This window comes from Actinosynnema sp. NPDC023794, from assembly GCF_040639675.1.
Lineage (GTDB): Bacteria > Actinomycetota > Actinomycetes > Mycobacteriales > Pseudonocardiaceae > Actinosynnema > Actinosynnema luteola.
The window spans coordinates 482,414-497,646 of the sequence record NZ_JBFAFR010000002.1 but is presented as its reverse complement, the minus strand read 5'-3'; the positions used below and the strand labels follow the sequence as shown (position 1 = coordinate 497,646).

General features: G+C 71.1%; 15 protein-coding genes. 3 read left to right on the top strand and 12 right to left on the bottom strand.

All coding sequences use genetic code 11. The annotated features are described in order from the left end of the window. Positions 1 to 55 precede the first annotated feature (55 nt). The 3 genes from AB0H12_RS06930 to AB0H12_RS06920 all read left to right on the top strand — a co-directional run bounded on the left by AB0H12_RS06930 (position 56) and on the right by AB0H12_RS06920 (position 1,811). Positions 56 to 517, top strand: a complete 462-nt coding sequence (locus AB0H12_RS06930) for an SRPBCC family protein (RefSeq protein WP_499621787.1) — start codon at positions 56 to 58, stop codon at positions 515 to 517. Between the two features lie 68 nt (positions 518 to 585). After that, the gene (locus tag AB0H12_RS06925; RefSeq protein WP_499621391.1) at positions 586 to 1,146 is read left to right on the top strand and encodes an RNA polymerase sigma factor; all 561 of its coding nucleotides are present in this window, start codon (positions 586 to 588) and stop codon (positions 1,144 to 1,146) included. Between the two features lie 98 nt (positions 1,147 to 1,244). Further along, the gene (locus AB0H12_RS06920) at positions 1,245 to 1,811 is read left to right on the top strand and encodes an RNA polymerase sigma factor (RefSeq protein WP_499621784.1); all 567 of its coding nucleotides are present in this window, start codon (positions 1,245 to 1,247) and stop codon (positions 1,809 to 1,811) included. A gap of 466 nt (positions 1,812 to 2,277) precedes the next feature. On the opposite strand, the gene ileS is transcribed toward AB0H12_RS06920, so the two are convergent. From ileS to murG, 12 genes are all read right to left on the bottom strand, one after another. After that, positions 2,278 to 5,385, bottom strand: coding sequence for an isoleucine--tRNA ligase (ileS, locus tag AB0H12_RS06915; protein ID WP_499621390.1), 3,108 nt, complete (start codon positions 5,383 to 5,385; stop codon positions 2,278 to 2,280). A 320-nt stretch (positions 5,386 to 5,705) separates the two neighbouring features. Continuing rightward, entirely contained in the window at positions 5,706 to 5,912 is a 207-nt protein-coding gene (locus AB0H12_RS06910; protein WP_499621389.1) for a hypothetical protein, read from the bottom strand. 346 nt (positions 5,913 to 6,258) lie between these two features. Beyond that, the gene (wag31, locus tag AB0H12_RS06905; RefSeq protein WP_073899667.1) at positions 6,259 to 7,074 is read right to left on the bottom strand and encodes a DivIVA-like cell division protein Wag31; all 816 of its coding nucleotides are present in this window, start codon (positions 7,072 to 7,074) and stop codon (positions 6,259 to 6,261) included. 45 nt (positions 7,075 to 7,119) lie between these two features. Beyond that, complete coding sequence (locus tag AB0H12_RS06900) at positions 7,120 to 7,404, bottom strand: YggT family protein (protein WP_033437765.1); 285 nt, start codon at positions 7,402 to 7,404, stop codon at positions 7,120 to 7,122. A gap of 20 nt (positions 7,405 to 7,424) precedes the next feature. Further along, entirely contained in the window at positions 7,425 to 8,042 is a 618-nt protein-coding gene (locus AB0H12_RS06895; RefSeq protein WP_499621387.1) for a cell division protein SepF, read from the bottom strand. Positions 8,043 to 8,112: 70 nt separating this feature from the next. Then, entirely contained in the window at positions 8,113 to 8,811 is a 699-nt protein-coding gene (locus AB0H12_RS06890) for a YggS family pyridoxal phosphate-dependent enzyme (RefSeq protein WP_499621386.1), read from the bottom strand. Further along, positions 8,808 to 9,512 (bottom strand): peptidoglycan editing factor PgeF, encoded by a 705-nt coding sequence (gene pgeF / locus AB0H12_RS06885; RefSeq protein WP_499621385.1) that lies wholly within the window; start codon positions 9,510 to 9,512, stop codon positions 8,808 to 8,810. The genes AB0H12_RS06890 and pgeF overlap by 4 nt, the downstream gene beginning before the upstream one ends. Positions 9,513 to 9,718: 206 nt before the next feature. Then, the gene (ftsZ, locus tag AB0H12_RS06880) at positions 9,719 to 11,071 is read right to left on the bottom strand and encodes a cell division protein FtsZ (protein WP_499621383.1); all 1,353 of its coding nucleotides are present in this window, start codon (positions 11,069 to 11,071) and stop codon (positions 9,719 to 9,721) included. A gap of 209 nt (positions 11,072 to 11,280) precedes the next feature. Further along, the gene (locus AB0H12_RS06875) at positions 11,281 to 11,793 is read right to left on the bottom strand and encodes a DinB family protein (RefSeq protein WP_499621382.1); all 513 of its coding nucleotides are present in this window, start codon (positions 11,791 to 11,793) and stop codon (positions 11,281 to 11,283) included. An 84-nt stretch (positions 11,794 to 11,877) separates the two neighbouring features. After that, entirely contained in the window at positions 11,878 to 12,639 is a 762-nt protein-coding gene (locus tag AB0H12_RS06870; protein ID WP_499621381.1) for a cell division protein FtsQ/DivIB, read from the bottom strand. 75 nt (positions 12,640 to 12,714) lie between these two features. Continuing rightward, a complete protein-coding gene (gene murC / locus AB0H12_RS06865; protein ID WP_499621380.1) occupies positions 12,715 to 14,112 on the bottom strand; it encodes a UDP-N-acetylmuramate--L-alanine ligase in 1,398 nt (465 codons plus the stop codon). Next, on the bottom strand, positions 14,109 to 15,212 hold the full coding sequence (murG, locus tag AB0H12_RS06860) for an undecaprenyldiphospho-muramoylpentapeptide beta-N-acetylglucosaminyltransferase (protein ID WP_499621379.1): 1,104 nt from the start codon (positions 15,210 to 15,212) through the stop codon (positions 14,109 to 14,111). The genes murC and murG overlap by 4 nt, the downstream gene beginning before the upstream one ends. Positions 15,213 to 15,233: the final 21 nt, after the last annotated feature.

Genomic DNA, 15,233 nt, shown 5'->3' with positions numbered 1-15,233 from the left:
TCCGTACGCTACCGTATGGACGGACCATACGGTTCCGTACGGAGGTGGTGTCGTGATGATCGAGAACGTGCACACCCGGTTGTTCCCCGACAGCGCGGGGCTGGTCGACCGGGTCGTCGAGCTGTGGCCGTCCGACCGGTGGCCGCCCCTGGTGCTGGACCGGCCGCTCGGCGTCGGCGCGGACGGCGGGCACGCCTTCGTGCGCTACCGCTGCACCGCCTACGTGCCCGGTCAGCGCGCCGAGTTCACCTTCGACCCGCGCATCGGCCTGATCGGCGCGCACGTCCTGGAAGCGGTCCCGGGCGGGTTGCGGCACACTCTCATCGGTCGGCCGCGCGGCCTGATGCGGCTGGCCTGGCCGCTGGCCGTGCGGTGGTTGCACGACGCCCTCATCGAGGACCTGTTCGACGACGCGGCCCGCGCCGCCGGCCACCCGCCCGTGCGGCCGGCCGAGTGGTCGGCCTGGGTCCGGTTGCTGCGCGTGGTCGGGAAGAGGGCGGCCCGGCAGCCCGCTTGACCGGATTTCCTCCACAACCCCCGGTCTCGTCCGTCTACCCGTTACCGGGACCAGAGGGGGGAGGGTTCGTGACGCCGGAGGATCCCGACGACCACGCGGCCACCTTCAGCGGCTTCTACCACCGGGAACGCACCCGGCTGTTCCGCTTCGCGGCGGTGATGTCGCCGCACCTGGACCACGAGTCCGCGGTGCAGGAGGCGTTCGTCGCCGCGTGGCGGAACTGGCCGGTGATCGCTCCCGGTTCCAGACGTGCTTGGCTGGTGAAGACGATCCGCAACCTGCTGGTGGACCAGGCCCGTCGGCGGGAGCGGCCGGGCGACCTCACCGACGAGGTGGTCGCCCGGCAGCGCGGCACGTACCGGATCCTGGTGCCCAAGCAGCGGGACGCCGAGACGTGGCACGAGCTGGTCAGCACGCTGGCGGCGGTCGCGAACCTGCCTGACCACCTGCGCACCGCGCTGGTCCTGCGGTTCTGGGACTTCGACGACGACGAGATCGCCGACGTGCTGGGCTGTCGGCGCGCGTCCGTGCGGCGGTACGTGTCGCAGGCGCGGGCGTGGGTCAGCGAGCGGGTCGGCAACGAGGAACGACGGGTGCGCGGCTCCCAGCGCGGGAAGGAGACGTCATGACCGACGAGCTGGATCCCCGACTCGACCACCTGCGCGCCGAACTGGTCGAAGCCATCCCGGAGGACCCCGGCACGGATGACCTCGGCGTGGCGGCGATCATGGCGCAGGCGACGAGGCACGAGCGGCAGGCGGCGCTGGTCGAGGCCGCGCGGGCCGGTTCACGGGCGGCGATGGACTCCCTGGTCGCCGAGCTGACCCCGCTGGTGTGGCACGTGGCCAGGGGCAACGGCCTCGACCAGGCCACCGCCGAGGACGTCGTGCAGACCGTGTGGCTGAGCCTGCTGCGCCACCTGGACCGCCTGACCGAGCCGCGGGCCGTGGCCGGCTGGCTGATCGTGGCCACCCGGCGCGAGGCGCACCGTGCCTGGCGCGACCGCAACGGCCGCCCCGCCCTGTCCACCGACTCGGCCGTCGACATGCCGGACGACCGCTGGCTGCCGGAGCCGGAAGCCCTGCGCGACGACCGCGACCGCCGCCTCTGGCACGCGTTCAACGCGATGCCCCGGCGCTGCCAGGAGTTGCTGCGCCTGACCGTCCTGGCGGGCCGGGCCGAGTACCGGGCCGTGGCCGAGGCCCTGTCCATGCCGCGGGGCTCGATCGGCCCGACCAGGGGCCGCTGCCTGAACCAGCTGAAGGCCCGGTTGGAACAGGACGGCGTCCGCTGAGGTGACGATCCCGCGGTGCGCCGCCGGGTTGTTCCCGGACAGCGGAGCACGTCCTCGCCGGAGTGCGCCGCTGATGCCCTTCCTCCCCAGAGGGAGGGCTTCGTGTCATCCCGCCGACCTGGCAAAGCCCTGCCGCACGTGTCAAGGGGGCACTTTCCCCCAACGGGAACATTGGGCTGGAACCGCCCCCTCGACGCGAGTGGTAGCCCGGAGGGAGGTCGGTGGGATGACACGAAACCCGACCCACAACGGACCGCGGCCCAACCGCCGAACCCCGTCATCCCGCTGATCTGCCCGTCCGGCGAGGACATGCTTTTCAAGCTTCTACGCCGACCGCCGCCCCAGACGTGAACAGGCGTCGTGCCCCGACCGAGGCGAGCGCCGAACGCCCGGGCCTGAACACTGAGACTCAAGCATTCAGACCCGGACGTTCAGAGCGACCCCCGTCGGACCCCGTCGGACCCCGTCAGACCTTGACCACCGCGACCCGGACCTTCTGCCCCTCGCCGACCACACCGTCCGAGCCCTCGGCGACCTCGCCGTACTCGATCGTCTCGGCCAACGTCTCCTCCTTCACGAACGCCTCGAACCGGCGCACCGCGTCCTGCACCGCCGGCGGCAGCTGCACGGTCAGCGCGATCCGGTCCGACACGTCCAGCCCGGCGTCCTTGCGCGCCTGCTGCACCACGCGCACCAGGTCGCGGGCCACGCCCTCGGCCGCCAGGTCCTCCGTCACCGCGGTGTCCAGCACGACCAGCCCGCCGCTGTTCGGCAGCGCCGCCGTCGCGCCCTGGTCGGTGGCGACCAGCCGCTGCTCGTACTCCTCCGGGAACAGCTCGATCCCGGCGGCCACGACGCGACCGTCCACCTCCTGCCAGTCGCCCGCCTTCACGGCCTTGATGACCTTCTGCACGTCCCTCCCGAGCCGGGGACCGGCGGCACGCGCGTTGACCGCCAGCTGGAAGTGGCCGTGCGCGTCCACGTCCGTGGTGAGCTCGACCTCCTTGACGTTCACCTCGTCCCGCAGGATTTCGGTGAACGCCTCCAGCTGCGCCACCTCGCCGGAAGCGATCACGAGCTTCGCCAACGGCAACCGCACCCGCAGCTTGTTCGACTTCCGCAGCGACAACGCCGTGGACGCCACCTGCCGCACCTGGTCCATCGCGGCCACCAGCGCGTCGTCCGCGGGCAGGTCCGCCACCGACGGGTAGTCGGCCAGGTGCACCGACCGGCCACCGGTCAGCCCGCGCCAGACCGACTCGGTGGTCAGCGGCAGCAGCGGCGCGGCCACCCGGCACACCACCTCCAGCACGGTGTGCAGCGTGTCGATCGCGTCCTGGTCGCCGGACCAGAACCGGTCGCGCGAACGCCGCACGTACCAGTTGGTCAGCACCTCCAGGAACTCGCGGATCGACGCGCACGCGCCCGAGATGTCGTAGGCGTCCAGCTGCGCGGTCACCCCGGCCACCAGGTCGTGCGCCTTCGCCAGCGCGTACCGGTCCAGCACGTGCTCCGACGACGTCCGCCAGTGCCCCTCGACCCCCTCCGCGTTGGCGTACAGGGCCAGGAAGTACCAGGAGTTCCACAGCGGCAGCACGGCCTGCCGCACCGCGTCGCGGATGCCGCGCTCGGTCACCACCAGGTCGCCGCCGCGCAGGATCGGCGAGGCCATCAGGAACCAGCGCATGGCGTCCGAGCCGTCGCGGTCGAAGACCTCGTTGACCTCGGGGTAGTTCTTGCGCGACTTGGACATCTTCTGCCCGTCGTCGCCCAGCACGATCCCGTGCGCCACGCAGTTGCGGAACGCGGGCCGGTCGAACAGCGCCGTGGCCAGCACGTGCATGGTGTAGAACCAGCCGCGCGTCTGGTTGTTGTACTCCACGATGAAGTCGCCGGGGTAGTGGTCCTCGAACCACTGGGCGTTCTCGAACGGGTAGTGCACCTGGGCGAACGACATCGAGCCGGACTCGAACCAGCAGTCCAGCACCTCGGGCACGCGCCGCATCACCGACTGCCCGGTCGGGTCGTCCGGGTTCGGCCGGGTCAGGTCGTCGATCGTGGGCCGGTGCAGGTCGGTCGGGCGCACGCCGAAGTCTCGCTCCAGCTCGTCCAGCGACCCGTAGACGTCCACCCGCGGGTACGCCGGGTCGTCCGACACCCACACCGGGATCGGCGAGCCCCAGAACCGGTTGCGGGAGATGTTCCAGTCGCGGGCGTTCTCCAGCCACTTGCCGAACTGGCCGTCCTTGACGTGCTCGGGCACCCAGTTGATCTGCTGGTTCAGCTCGACCATGCGGTCCTTGAACCGCGACACCGCGACGAACCACGACGACACGGCGCGCTGGATCAGCGGGTTGTCGCACCGCCAGCAGTGCGGGTAGGGGTGGTCGTAGGTCTCGTGGCGCAGCAGCAGGCCCGCTTCCTTCAGGTCGCGGATGATCGGCTTGTTGGCGTCGAAGACCTGCAACCCCTCGTACGGCGGCACCTCGGCGGTGAACCGGCCGTGCGCGTCGACCGGCACGACGACCTCGATGCCCGCGGCGTCGGTGACGACCTTGTCCTCTTCACCGAACGCGGGCGCGATGTGCACCACGCCCGTGCCGTCCTCGGTGGTGACGTAGTCGGCGGCCAGCACCTGGTGCGCGTTCTCCCGGCCGACGAAGAAGTCGAACGGCGGCGCGTACTCGCGACCCACCAGGTCGGCGCCCTTGCACCGGGCCACGACCGGCGGTTCTTCGCCCAGCTCGCGGGCGTACGCGGGCACGCGGGCCTCGGCGAGCAGGTAGCGCTCGCCGTTCGCCTCGACCGTCACGTAGTCCACGTCCGGGTGCACCGCGGCGGCCAGGTTCGACGGCAGCGTCCACGGCGTCGTCGTCCAGACCAGGGCCAGCTCGCCGGTCTCCAGGCGCAGGCCGACGGTCACCGCCGGGTCCTGCCGGTCCCGGTAGGTGTCGTCCATCTTGGTCTCGGTGTTGGACAGCGGCGTCTCGCAGCGCCAGCAGTACCAGAGCACCCGGAAGCCCTCGTAGACCAGGCCCTTGTCCCACAGGGTCTTGAAGGCCCACATGACGCTTTCCATGTAGTCCAGGTCGAGGGTCTTGTAGTCGTTGTCGAAGTCCACCCAGCGGGCCTGCCGGGTCACGTAGTCGCGCCACTGGTCGGTGTAGCGGAGCACCGAGGTGCGGCAGGCCTCGTTGAACTTCTCGATCCCGAACGCCTCGATCTCGCTCTTGGACGAGAACCCGAGCTGCTTCTCCGCCTCGACCTCGGCGGGCAGGCCGTGGGTGTCCCAGCCGAAGCGGCGCTCGACGTGCTTGCCGCGCATGGTCTGGTAGCGCGGGACGACGTCCTTGACGTAGCCGGTGAGCAGGTGGCCGTAGTGCGGCAGGCCGTTGGCGAACGGCGGGCCGTCGTAGAAGACGAACTCGTTCGCCCCGTTGTCCCCGGCCGGGCGGGCGTCGATCGAGGCCTGGAACGTCCGGTCGGACTTCCAGAAGTCGAGGACACCCTCCTCGAGGGCGGGGAAGGACGGCTGGGAGGGAACGGGACCCTCGCCTGCCTTCGGGTAGGCCATCGTGCTGCTCCTCGCGTGCGTCCAACCGGCTCACGGGGACGACACGCCGGTCAGGCGCACCGCGGTACCACCCCGCTTGCCAGGGCGCGAAGGCACTGGCCACTCTTCGACGGCTGTGACGGGCCGCTCCCGTCCGGTTCTACTGGGGCTCGCGCCCGTTCTTCCGGAGGCTCCCCGGTGATGGCCGGATCAACGCCGTGCTGCCACCCAGGGTAGCCGAACCGCGCAAACCACTTTGAGCGGTTCCCCTCGTGCGGCTCCGCCCGACCCGTCGTGGGCCTGGCGGCGTTCTCCGCGCACGCGACCCCGGGCCGCGGCGCTCAGTCGGCTTCCGACCGGTCCGCGGTCCGCTTGCGCGCCGCGAGGCCGGCGTCCGGGCGGCACACCGCGCACGGCGTGAAGCCCAGTTGGCGCGCCTCGTCGACCGGCAGGCCCAGCGACGCCCGTGAGGCGAGCCAGGAGCAGTCGGCGAGGTGGTAGCGAGGACGCTCGTCCAGCACCCGCACCTCGTCCGTGAGCTCGCTCACGATCAAGGCGTCGGCTGCGTCCGTGTCCTCCTCACCAGGTTCGAGATGTGCCTGATCGGGTGGACTTTCCGGAGCTTCGTCCCCGGCACCCTGGGGCGCCGACCGTTGATCGCCGGCGCTAACCTGGTGATCAACAACTGCGGCGCCGGCAGCCCGGGGGCCCGACCGGCGGCGAAGCCACCAGTCGAGCACCAGGACCACGGCAGCGGCCCCGCTCGCACCCACGGACAACCACGCCCAATGCGTCTGGGCGCTGGTGAGCGCGGGCACGAGCAACCCCAGGGCTGCCAGCACCAACAGCAGGACTATGTAGAGCACGTCCAGCAGACTAGATCAGCAACGCCGATCAGCCGGCTTCGGCGCGCGCCCCGAACGAGTACCCGCCCTGCTGACGGCCGTCGGACGGCGCGGCGGGGCCGCGGTCCTGCAGGTCGCGCAGCGACGACTCGAGCATCGTCTTGAGCCTCGTCCGGTACTCGCGCTCGAAGGTCTGCAGCTTGTCGATCTGCTTCTCGAGCGTGTTCTTCTCCTGGGTGATGTTGCCCATCACCTCGGCGTGCTTGCGCTGAGCGTCGCGGTCGAGCGCGCTGGCCTTCTCACGGGCCTGCCGCTCCAACGTCTCGGCGCGGGTTCGCGCGTCGTTCAGCATGGTCTCGGCACGCGTGCGCGCCTCGTTGACCATCGTGTCGGCCTTGGCTCGCGCCTCGGACAACAGCTGCTCCGACTTGGTCCTGGCCTCCGACAGCATCCCGTCGGCTTCGGCCTTGGCCTCGCCGGTGAGCCGGTCGGCCATCTCCTGGGCCAAGCCGAGCACCTTGGCGGCCTGGACGTGGTGGTCACCACCACCGCCGGGCGATGTCTGCTCCAGCGCCGAAGGGGGCGGCACCGGAGCGAGCCTGCGGGGCTCGTCCACGACGCGGCTCGGGCCGACACCCGCGGCAACCTTCGCCCGGGCGTCTTCGAGGTCGGCACGCGCGGTCTCGACCTGCTGGTCGAGCTGCTCGACCTGCTGGCGCAGGTCGTTGTTCTCCTCGATCAGGCGGGCCAGTTCGCCCTCAACCAGGTCGAGGAACGCGTCCACCTCGTCCTCGTTGTAGCCCCGCTTGCCAATCGGCGGCTTGCTGAACGCGACGTTGTGCACGTCCGCGGGGGTCAACGGCATCAGATCACCTCACGCACTCCTGGGCTGTGGACATCCCTGGTCCCCTCACCTGGGATCGGCTACTCGCATCAGAATGATAACGACCAGCAACAGCACAATAATGGACAAGTCCAGACCGATGCCGCCGATCCGCACGGTCGGGATGATCCGACGCAGCAAGCGGACCGGAGGATCGGTCACGGTGTAGACGGTCTCGAGCGCCACCGCGACCCCGCCCGCAGGCCGCCATCCCCTGGCGAAACTACGGACGAGCTCCACGACGACACGCGCCGTGAGCAGCAGCCAGAACGAGAACAACACGTAGTAGACCACGAGCCAGAGGGCATCCACATGCTCAACTGTGCCACCACTCAGCCCTGGTTGAGGAACCCGCCCTCCGCGAGTCGCCTACGGTCCTCCGCCGTGACGTCGATGTTCGGGGGTGAGAGAAGGAACACCTTGTTGGTGACCTTGTCGATCGAGCCGCGCAGCGCGAACGCCAACCCGGCCGCGAAGTCGACCAGCCGCTTGGCGTCCGCGTCGTTCATGTCGGTGAGGTTCATGATCACCGGCGTGCCGTCGCGGTAGTGCTCCCCGATCGTCCGCGCCTCGTTGTAGCTGCGGGGGTGCAGCGTGGTGATGCGGGCGAGCGGGTTGCCGGCGGGCTCCGGGGCGGGTCGCAGCCTGCCGACGGGCTCGCGCTGGGGCTCCACGGCCAGCGCGCCGTGCGTGTCCGGGCTCCACGGCCGACGCGGGCGGGCTCCGCGCTCGGGCTCGAAGTCGTCCGAATCGTCCAGTTCGGCCCGGTAGCCGTTGAACGAACGGCGACGGGCGGTGCGCTGCTCGGGGTAGGCCTCGTACTCTTCCGGGTCGGCGTACTCGGACCGGTAGTCCGCGTAGCGCCGGTCGTCGTCGTAGGCGGCCGGGTCGTCGGCGTACTCGGCGGGAACCATCCCGAAGTAGGCCTTCAGCTTGTGAAACCCGCTCATGGCTCGAGCCCTTCCTCCGCCGAGATCCCTACCCGAAGGACGTCGCGGCCGTCCCAGAGGTTCCAGACAGTTACGGCGAGGCTAGTCTCCGGCTGCCCAGCAACGCTGTTCCGACACGCACGCACGTGGATCCGTGCGCTATCGCATCCTCCAGGTCACCGCTCATCCCCGCCGAGATCACGGTGGCATCGGGATGATCGACCCGCAAGCGGGTTACCGCTTCGTATAGAGCGGCAAACGCCTGCTGTGGAGACATCCCGAGGGGTGCGACGGTCATCACACCCCTAAAAATAAGTTCACCTGAACGTGCTACGTGATCGGCCAGTCGCGGTAGGTCACCGATCGGGTGACCGCCGCGTGTCGCGTCGCCGTCGATGCTGACCTGGATCAAGACCTCGGTCGGCTCGGTCGAGGCCTTGGCGATGGCGTCGGCGAGCCGGACCGAGTCGACGGTGTCGATCCGGTCGGCCCAGCGGAGGACGGACTTGGCCTTGTTCCGCTGGAGCGAGCCGACCATGTGCCACTTCGCGGCGGCGTCCGGGCGCAGTTCGGCGAACTCGGCGGTCTTGCGGCCCGCCTCCTGGTCGCGGTTCTCGGCGAAGGCGGTGAGGCCGAGGTCGCTGAGGATGGCCACGTCCTGCGCCGGGAAGGTCTTGGTGACGGCCAGCAACTCGACCTCATCGGGTGATCTTCCGACGGCCGCGCACGCCTGGGCGATGCGTTCCCGGACCTCGGCGAGCGACAGGGCCAGCTCTTCGCGCCGGTTCACGACTCCATCCAGACGACGCCCGCCAGCCGTCCCGTTCCCGGGTCGCGGCGGTGGCTGAACAGGGACTTCTCCTCGACCGTGCAGCGGGGGTCGACCCCGATCCTGCCGACGCCCGCGTCGGCGAGCTGCTGCCAGATGCCGGCGCGCAGGTCGAGGGCGGGCTTGCCGGAGCGGGTCTTGGACGCGCTGCCGGGCAGGTGCTTCTCGACGTCGTCGCGCATCGCGGCGGGCACCTCGTAGCACTGGCCGCAGACGGCCGGGCCGAGCAGCACCTCGATGCGCTCCTTGTGCGCGCCCAGCTCCACCATGCGGTCCAGGGTGGCCGGGACGACGCCGACGCGTGCGCCGACGCGTCCGGCGTGGACAGCGGCGATCACCCCGGCCTCCGGGTCGCCCAGCAGCACCGGCACGCAGTCCGCCGTGAGCACGACGAGCCCGAGCCGTTCCTGCTTCGTCACCACGGCGTCCGTGGCCTCCAGCGGCTCGCTGACCGGCCCGTCGACCACCCCGACCGTGCGGCCGTGCACCTGTTCCATCCACACCAGCCGGTCCGGTTCCAGCCCGATGCCCTCGGCCAACCGCTTCCGGTTGGCCTCGACGGCCGCCGGGGCGTCCCCGACGTGGTCGCCGAGGTTGAAGGAGTCGTAGGGAGGCTTCGACACGCCACCCTCGCGGGTGGTCAGGACACGACGGATGCGCACCACCCAAGCTTCCCAGACCCGCGTGTCGAACCTTCAGGACCCGCGTGTCGAACGCTCAGGACCTGCGTGTCGAACCTTCAGGCACCACGTGTCGAACGCTCAGAACCCCCGAGTTCCACGTTCAGGTCCGCGGCGTGCGGTCCTGAGTGTTGAACTCGGGGGTCCTGAAGGTTCGACACGCGGGACGCGAGTGTTCGACTCGCGGGTTAGCGGCGCATGAAGGGCGGGACGTCCACCTCGTCGTCGGGGTCGTCCGTCACCGGCACGGCCCGGTTCGGCAACGAACCGCTGGTGTTCCCCGGCACGCCCGGCGACAGCGACCTCGGCATGGTCGGCTGCGGCGTGGCGTACGGGGATTGGCCGTTGCCCTGGCCGGACTGCGGCTGCTGCGGCACGGTCGGCCGCGGCGGGACCGGCTGCTCCACCTGCTGCACGGGCTGAGGCTGCGGCTGGTGCTGCGGTTGGTGCTGCACGGGCGGAGGCTGCTGGACCTGCTGCACCGGCTGCACCGGCTGCGGGTTGTGGTTCACCTGACCCGCGGTGGCCGAGGCCACGGGCGTGCCACGCGGCGGGCTGGACAGAGCCTGCGGCTCCAGCTTCTTGTGCGTCGGCCCGCCACTGTCAAAACCCGCCGCGATCACCGTCACCCGGACCTCGTCACCGAGCGAGTCGTCGATGACCGTGCCGAAGATGATGTTCGCGTCGGGGTGCGCGGCTTCCTGCACCAGCGAAGCCGACTCGTTGATCTCGAACAGCCCGAGGTCGCTGCCACCGGCGATCGAGAGCAGCACGCCGTGCGCACCCTCCATCGAGGCTTCCAGCAACGGCGAGTTGATCGCCTTCTGGGCCGCTTGGACTGCTCTGCCCTCGCCTCGCGCGGAGCCGATGCCCATCAACGCGCTGCCCGCGCCGGACATGACCGACTTGACGTCGGCGAAGTCCAGGTTGATCAGACCGGGCGTGGTGATCAGGTCGGTGATGCCCTGGACACCGGACAGCAGCACCTCGTCCGCGGAGCGGAACGCGTCCATCAGCGAGACGCCGATGTCACCGAGCTGCAGCAGCCGGTCGTTCGGGATCACGATGAGGGTGTCGCACTCGTTGCGCAGGGCCTGGATGCCTTCCTCGGCCTGCTTGGCGCGGCGCTTGCCCTCGAACGAGAACGGTCGCGTGACCACACCGATGGTCAGCGCGCCGAGCTTGCGGGCGATCGAGGCGACCACGGGCGCGCCTCCGGTGCCCGTGCCACCGCCCTCGCCGGCGGTCACGAACACCATGTCCGCGCCCTTGAGGACTTCTTCGATCTCCTCGCGGTGGTCTTCGGCGGCCTTGTGGCCGACTTCGGGGTTGGCGCCTGCACCGAGGCCGCGGGTGAGTTCGCGGCCGATGTCGAGCTTCACGTCGGCATCCGACATGAGCAGCGCCTGGGCGTCGGTGTTCACCGCGATGAACTCGACGCCCTTGAGCCCGACCTCGATCATGCGGTTGACGGCGTTGACACCGCCACCGCCGATGCCGACGACCTTTATCACCGCGAGGTAGTTGTGCGGGGGCGTCATCGGTCCGCCTTCCTGATCGTGTCCGTGCTCATGTGCTGGAGTGGATGACCACCGGTGTCACAGCCCGGACGGATCTCCACCCGGATTGAAACTCTCAACCAGAGGTTCAGAGTGTTGTCAACCCCGTATGTTCCTGCTGGACGTTATGCATCGCGAATGCCTCGGTCCAGCAGCCACGCCGTGTTGTGTCCTGACCGGGTGAGCGGTCCCTACTCGCCGGTCATCCCGTCGAGCAGCTCCCGAACCACGTCCAGGTGTCCCGCGTGCCGACCCGTTTCCTCGATCATGTGGATCAGCACCCAGCGCGCGGAAAGCCGCTTGTCCCCGCGGAACGCCACCTCGTGGTCGAGGTCGAGGCCCGCGAGCACTTCCCGGCTCACCGTGCACTGCTCAGCGTAGTCGGCGATCAATCCCGAGATCGTCTCGCCCGGCTCGACGCGCCAATCGGCGTCCGGGTCCTCACGGGTGTAGGGCGCGCGCGAAGGCCGGCCGGCCAGCGCCACCTCGAACCAGTAGTGCTCGACCCACCGCAGGTGCTTGACGATGCCCGCGGCCGTGTTGAGCTGCGACGGGAGCACCGAGCGCGCGGCGTCGTCGTCGGACAGCCCGGCGCACTTGAACTCGATCGTCCCGCGCAGGAAGTCGAGGAAGCCGGACAGCAGGGCGCGTTCGTCGCCGGTGTACGGGAGTTCGATCCGGTTGTCCACCGGCGTCTGCGTCATACCCGAAGTATCACCGGGCGACGACCACGGGACGATCGACTTTCGCGGATCCGCCCTGTGGCGGGTTTCACCACGTCACGGTGTTTAGGAAACGGTCGGCAGCTCTGGGCTGGACACGTCGAACACGGTGCCCTTGCGGGTCATCAGCACGTCGAGCACGGCGGCCTTGCGCACGGTGTCGGCCGGCGAGCCCCAGCGGGCCTCACGGCCGCCGCTCAGCATCAGCCGGATGTCCGACGGCGAGTCCGCGGCGACGCTGAGCACATCCTCCCGCAACGCCCCGGGCACCTGCGTGAGCACGGACACCGCCGCGGCGACCGCGTCCGAGGACACCTTCAGCTCCGGCAGGCCGGACGGCGGCTGCACGACGGTCGCGTAGTCCTTGCCGGTCACGTCGACCAGGTGCGCGCCGTCGGGCGCGATGACCACCGCGACCGGCTCCCGCTCGTCCACGGTGAGCCGCACGGTGCCGGGAACGACCCGCTCCACCTCGACCCCGGCGACGCGCGGCAGTTCCCGGACCCGCGCGGCGACCGCGTCGACGTCCAGCCGCACCAGCGGCGTGCCCGGCTCGATCGCCGCGGCCGTGCGGACCTCGTCGCCGGTCAGGTTGGCGATGCCGCGCACCTCGACCTCGCGGACGCCGAGCGCGGGCGTGAACCAGACCGTGCAGACGACGACGGTCACCACGAGCATCGCGAGGATCGCGCCGACCCGGCGGCGGACCACCTTGCGCCGGTACAGCTGCGCCCGCGTCGGACGTCGGTCAGGGCGACGGCGCGCCGGCGGGCGGGAACCCCGGCCGGGGGAAGCGCCCGGCCGCCGACGCGCCGCCTGTGTGCTCATGTCACGCCTCGCCGGCGGTCGACGACGTGGCCAGGGCGCCGGGCACCCTGGCGGACGACGCGCTCGCGAGCCCGCTCATGCCCGGTCCAGCTCGCCGACGATCTCCGGCCCGAGCATGGTCACGTCGCCCGCGCCCATGGTCACCACCAGGTCGCCCTCGCCGACCATGCTCGCGACCAGCGCGGGCACCCGGTCGAACGACGGCTCGTAGACCACCTTGCCGACGTCGAGCGGCACCAGGCCCGAGACCAGCGCGCCGCTGACGCCGGGCTCCGGCTCCTCCCGCGCGCCGTAGACGTCGAGCACGACGACGCCGTCGGCCGTGCCGAGCGCGGCGGCGAACTCCTCGGCGAACAGCCGCGTCCGCGAGTACAGGTGCGGCTGGAACACCACGACCAGCTTGCCGTCGCCGGCGACCGGCCGGGCGGCGGCGATCTGGGCGGCGACCTCGGTGGGGTGGTGGGCGTAGTCGTCGTAGACCCGCACCCCCCTGGCCTGGCCCTTGAACTCGAACCGCCGCCGGACGCCGCCGAACGCGGCCAGCCCGATCAGCACGCCCTGGCGGTCCGCGCCCAGCTCCAGCGCGGCGATCAGGGCGGCGATGGCGTTGCCCGCCATGTGCTCGCCCGGCACGGCCACGCGCACGTCCACGACCTCGCCGTCCAGCTCGACCCGGGCGACGCCGCCGGAGTCGGCGGGCCGGTAGTCGACCACGCGGACCGAGCCGTCGCCGGTGGCCGTGCGGCCGTACGTGCGGACCCGGATGCCGAGCTTCGCGGCCCGTTCCGCCAACGCCGCCGAACCCGGGTCGTCCGCGCACGCGATCAGCACGCCGTCGGGCTGGATGCGCTCCAGGAACGAGTCGAACACCGCCACGTACGCCTCGACGGTGCCGTGGTGGTCGAGGTGGTCGGCCTCGACGTTGGTCACGACCGCGACCGACGGCGAGAAGTAGAGGAACGAGCCGTCGCTCTCGTCCGCCTCGGCGACGAACACGCCGCCGGTGCCCTGGTGCGCGTTCGCGCCGGACTCGTTGAGGTCGCCGCCGATCGCGAACGACGGGTCCATCCGGCAGTGCTGCAGGGCGACCGTGAGCATGGACGTGGTCGACGTCTTGCCGTGCGTGCCGGCGACGCACGCCACCCGGTGGTCGAGCATCAACGCGGCCAGCGCCTCGGCCCGCCGCAGCACGACCGTGCCGCGGGCGCGGGCTTCCACCAGCTCCGGGTTGTCCTCGCGGATCGCGGTGGACACCACGACCGCCGTGGGCCCGTCGGGCAGCTGGTCGAGGTTCGCGCCGGCATGGCCGACCGCGATCGCCGCGCCCTGCGCGCGCAGCGCGAGCACGGTGCGCGAGTCCTTGGCGTCCGAGCCGGACACCTGAGCCCCCCGGGCGAGGAGGATCCGGGCGATGCCGCTCATGCCCGCCCCGCCGATGCCGACGAGGTGCACGCGGTCCAGGACGTCGCTCACTTCTTGATCACCTCGAGCACCATGCGGGCCAGCACCTCGTCCGCCTCGCGGTGACCGGTGCTCAGCGTGGCCGCGGTCATCGCGGCCAGCCGGGCGCGGTCGGAGACCAGCGGGACCACGTTCGCCGAGATCCAGTCCGGCGTGAGCTGGTCGTCGGGCACCAGCAGGCCGCCGCCGGCGGCGACGACCGCGCCCGCGTTGAGCGACTGCTCGCCGTTGCCGATCGGCAGGGGCACGAACACCGCGGGCAGACCCACGGCGGACACCTCGGCCACCGTCATCGCGCCGGACCGGCACAGCACCGCGTCCGCCGCCGCGTAGGCGAGGTCCATCCGGTCCAGGTACGGCACCGGCACGTACGGCGGCGCGCCCGGCACCGACTGCACCGCGACGGTGTTCTTGGGGCCGTGCGCGTGCAGCACCCCGATACCGGCCTGCGCGAACGCGGACGCCGCGCCGGACACCGCGTTGTTGATCGACCGCGCGCCCTGCGAGCCGCCGAACACCAGCAGCGTCGGCGCGGTCGGGTGCAGGCCGAAGTGGGCGCGGGCCTGCTGCCGCAGCTCGGCGCGCTTGAGCGAGGTGATCGAGTAGCGCAGCGGGATGCCGATGATCTCGGCGTCGGTCAGGCCCGAGTCGGGCACCGCGGCGGCGACCCGTTCGGCGAACTTCGCGCCGACCTTGTTGGCCAGGCCGGCCTTGGCGTTGGCCTCGTGCACCACGATCGGCACCCGGCCGCGCGCGGCGAGGTAGGCGGGCAGCGCGACGTAGCCGCCGAAGCCCACCACGACGTCGGCGCCGACCCGTTCCAGCACCTCACGGGTGTGCTTCACGGCTCCGCGCACGCGCAGGGGCAGCTTGAGCAGGTCGGGCGTCGGCTTGCGCGGCATCGGCACCGGCGGGATCAGCTCCAGCGGGTAGCCGCGGGCCGGCACGAGTCTGTTCTCCAGACCGCGCTCTGTGCCGAGCGCGACGATCCGCGCGTCGGGCCGAAGCCGCATGACCGCGTCGGCCAGGGCCAGGGCTGGCTCGATGTGCCCGGCGGTGCCGCCTCCGGCGACCACCACGCACGGTCCGGCCTGCTGGGGAACCCCGGTCACGCATATCCTCCTCGCGTCTGT

Excerpts from the sequence above, each read along its gene's own strand:
- ftsZ (WP_499621383.1), bottom strand. The coding sequence starts at position 11,071 with ATGACGCCCCCGCACAACTACCTCGCGGTGATAAAGGTCGTCGGCATC.
- AB0H12_RS06920 (WP_499621784.1), top strand. The coding sequence starts at position 1,245 with ATGGCGCAGGCGACGAGGCACGAGCGGCAGGCGGCGCTGGTCGAGGCC.
- AB0H12_RS06895 (WP_499621387.1), bottom strand. The coding sequence starts at position 8,042 with ATGAGCGGGTTTCACAAGCTGAAGGCCTACTTCGGGATGGTTCCCGCC.
- AB0H12_RS06930 (WP_499621787.1), top strand. The coding sequence starts at position 56 with ATGATCGAGAACGTGCACACCCGGTTGTTCCCCGACAGCGCGGGGCTG.
- AB0H12_RS06875 (WP_499621382.1), bottom strand. The coding sequence starts at position 11,793 with ATGACGCAGACGCCGGTGGACAACCGGATCGAACTCCCGTACACCGGC.
- ileS (WP_499621390.1), bottom strand. The coding sequence starts at position 5,385 with ATGGCCTACCCGAAGGCAGGCGAGGGTCCCGTTCCCTCCCAGCCGTCC.
- AB0H12_RS06870 (WP_499621381.1), bottom strand. The coding sequence starts at position 12,639 with ATGAGCACACAGGCGGCGCGTCGGCGGCCGGGCGCTTCCCCCGGCCGG.
- wag31 (WP_073899667.1), bottom strand. The coding sequence starts at position 7,074 with ATGCCGTTGACCCCCGCGGACGTGCACAACGTCGCGTTCAGCAAGCCG.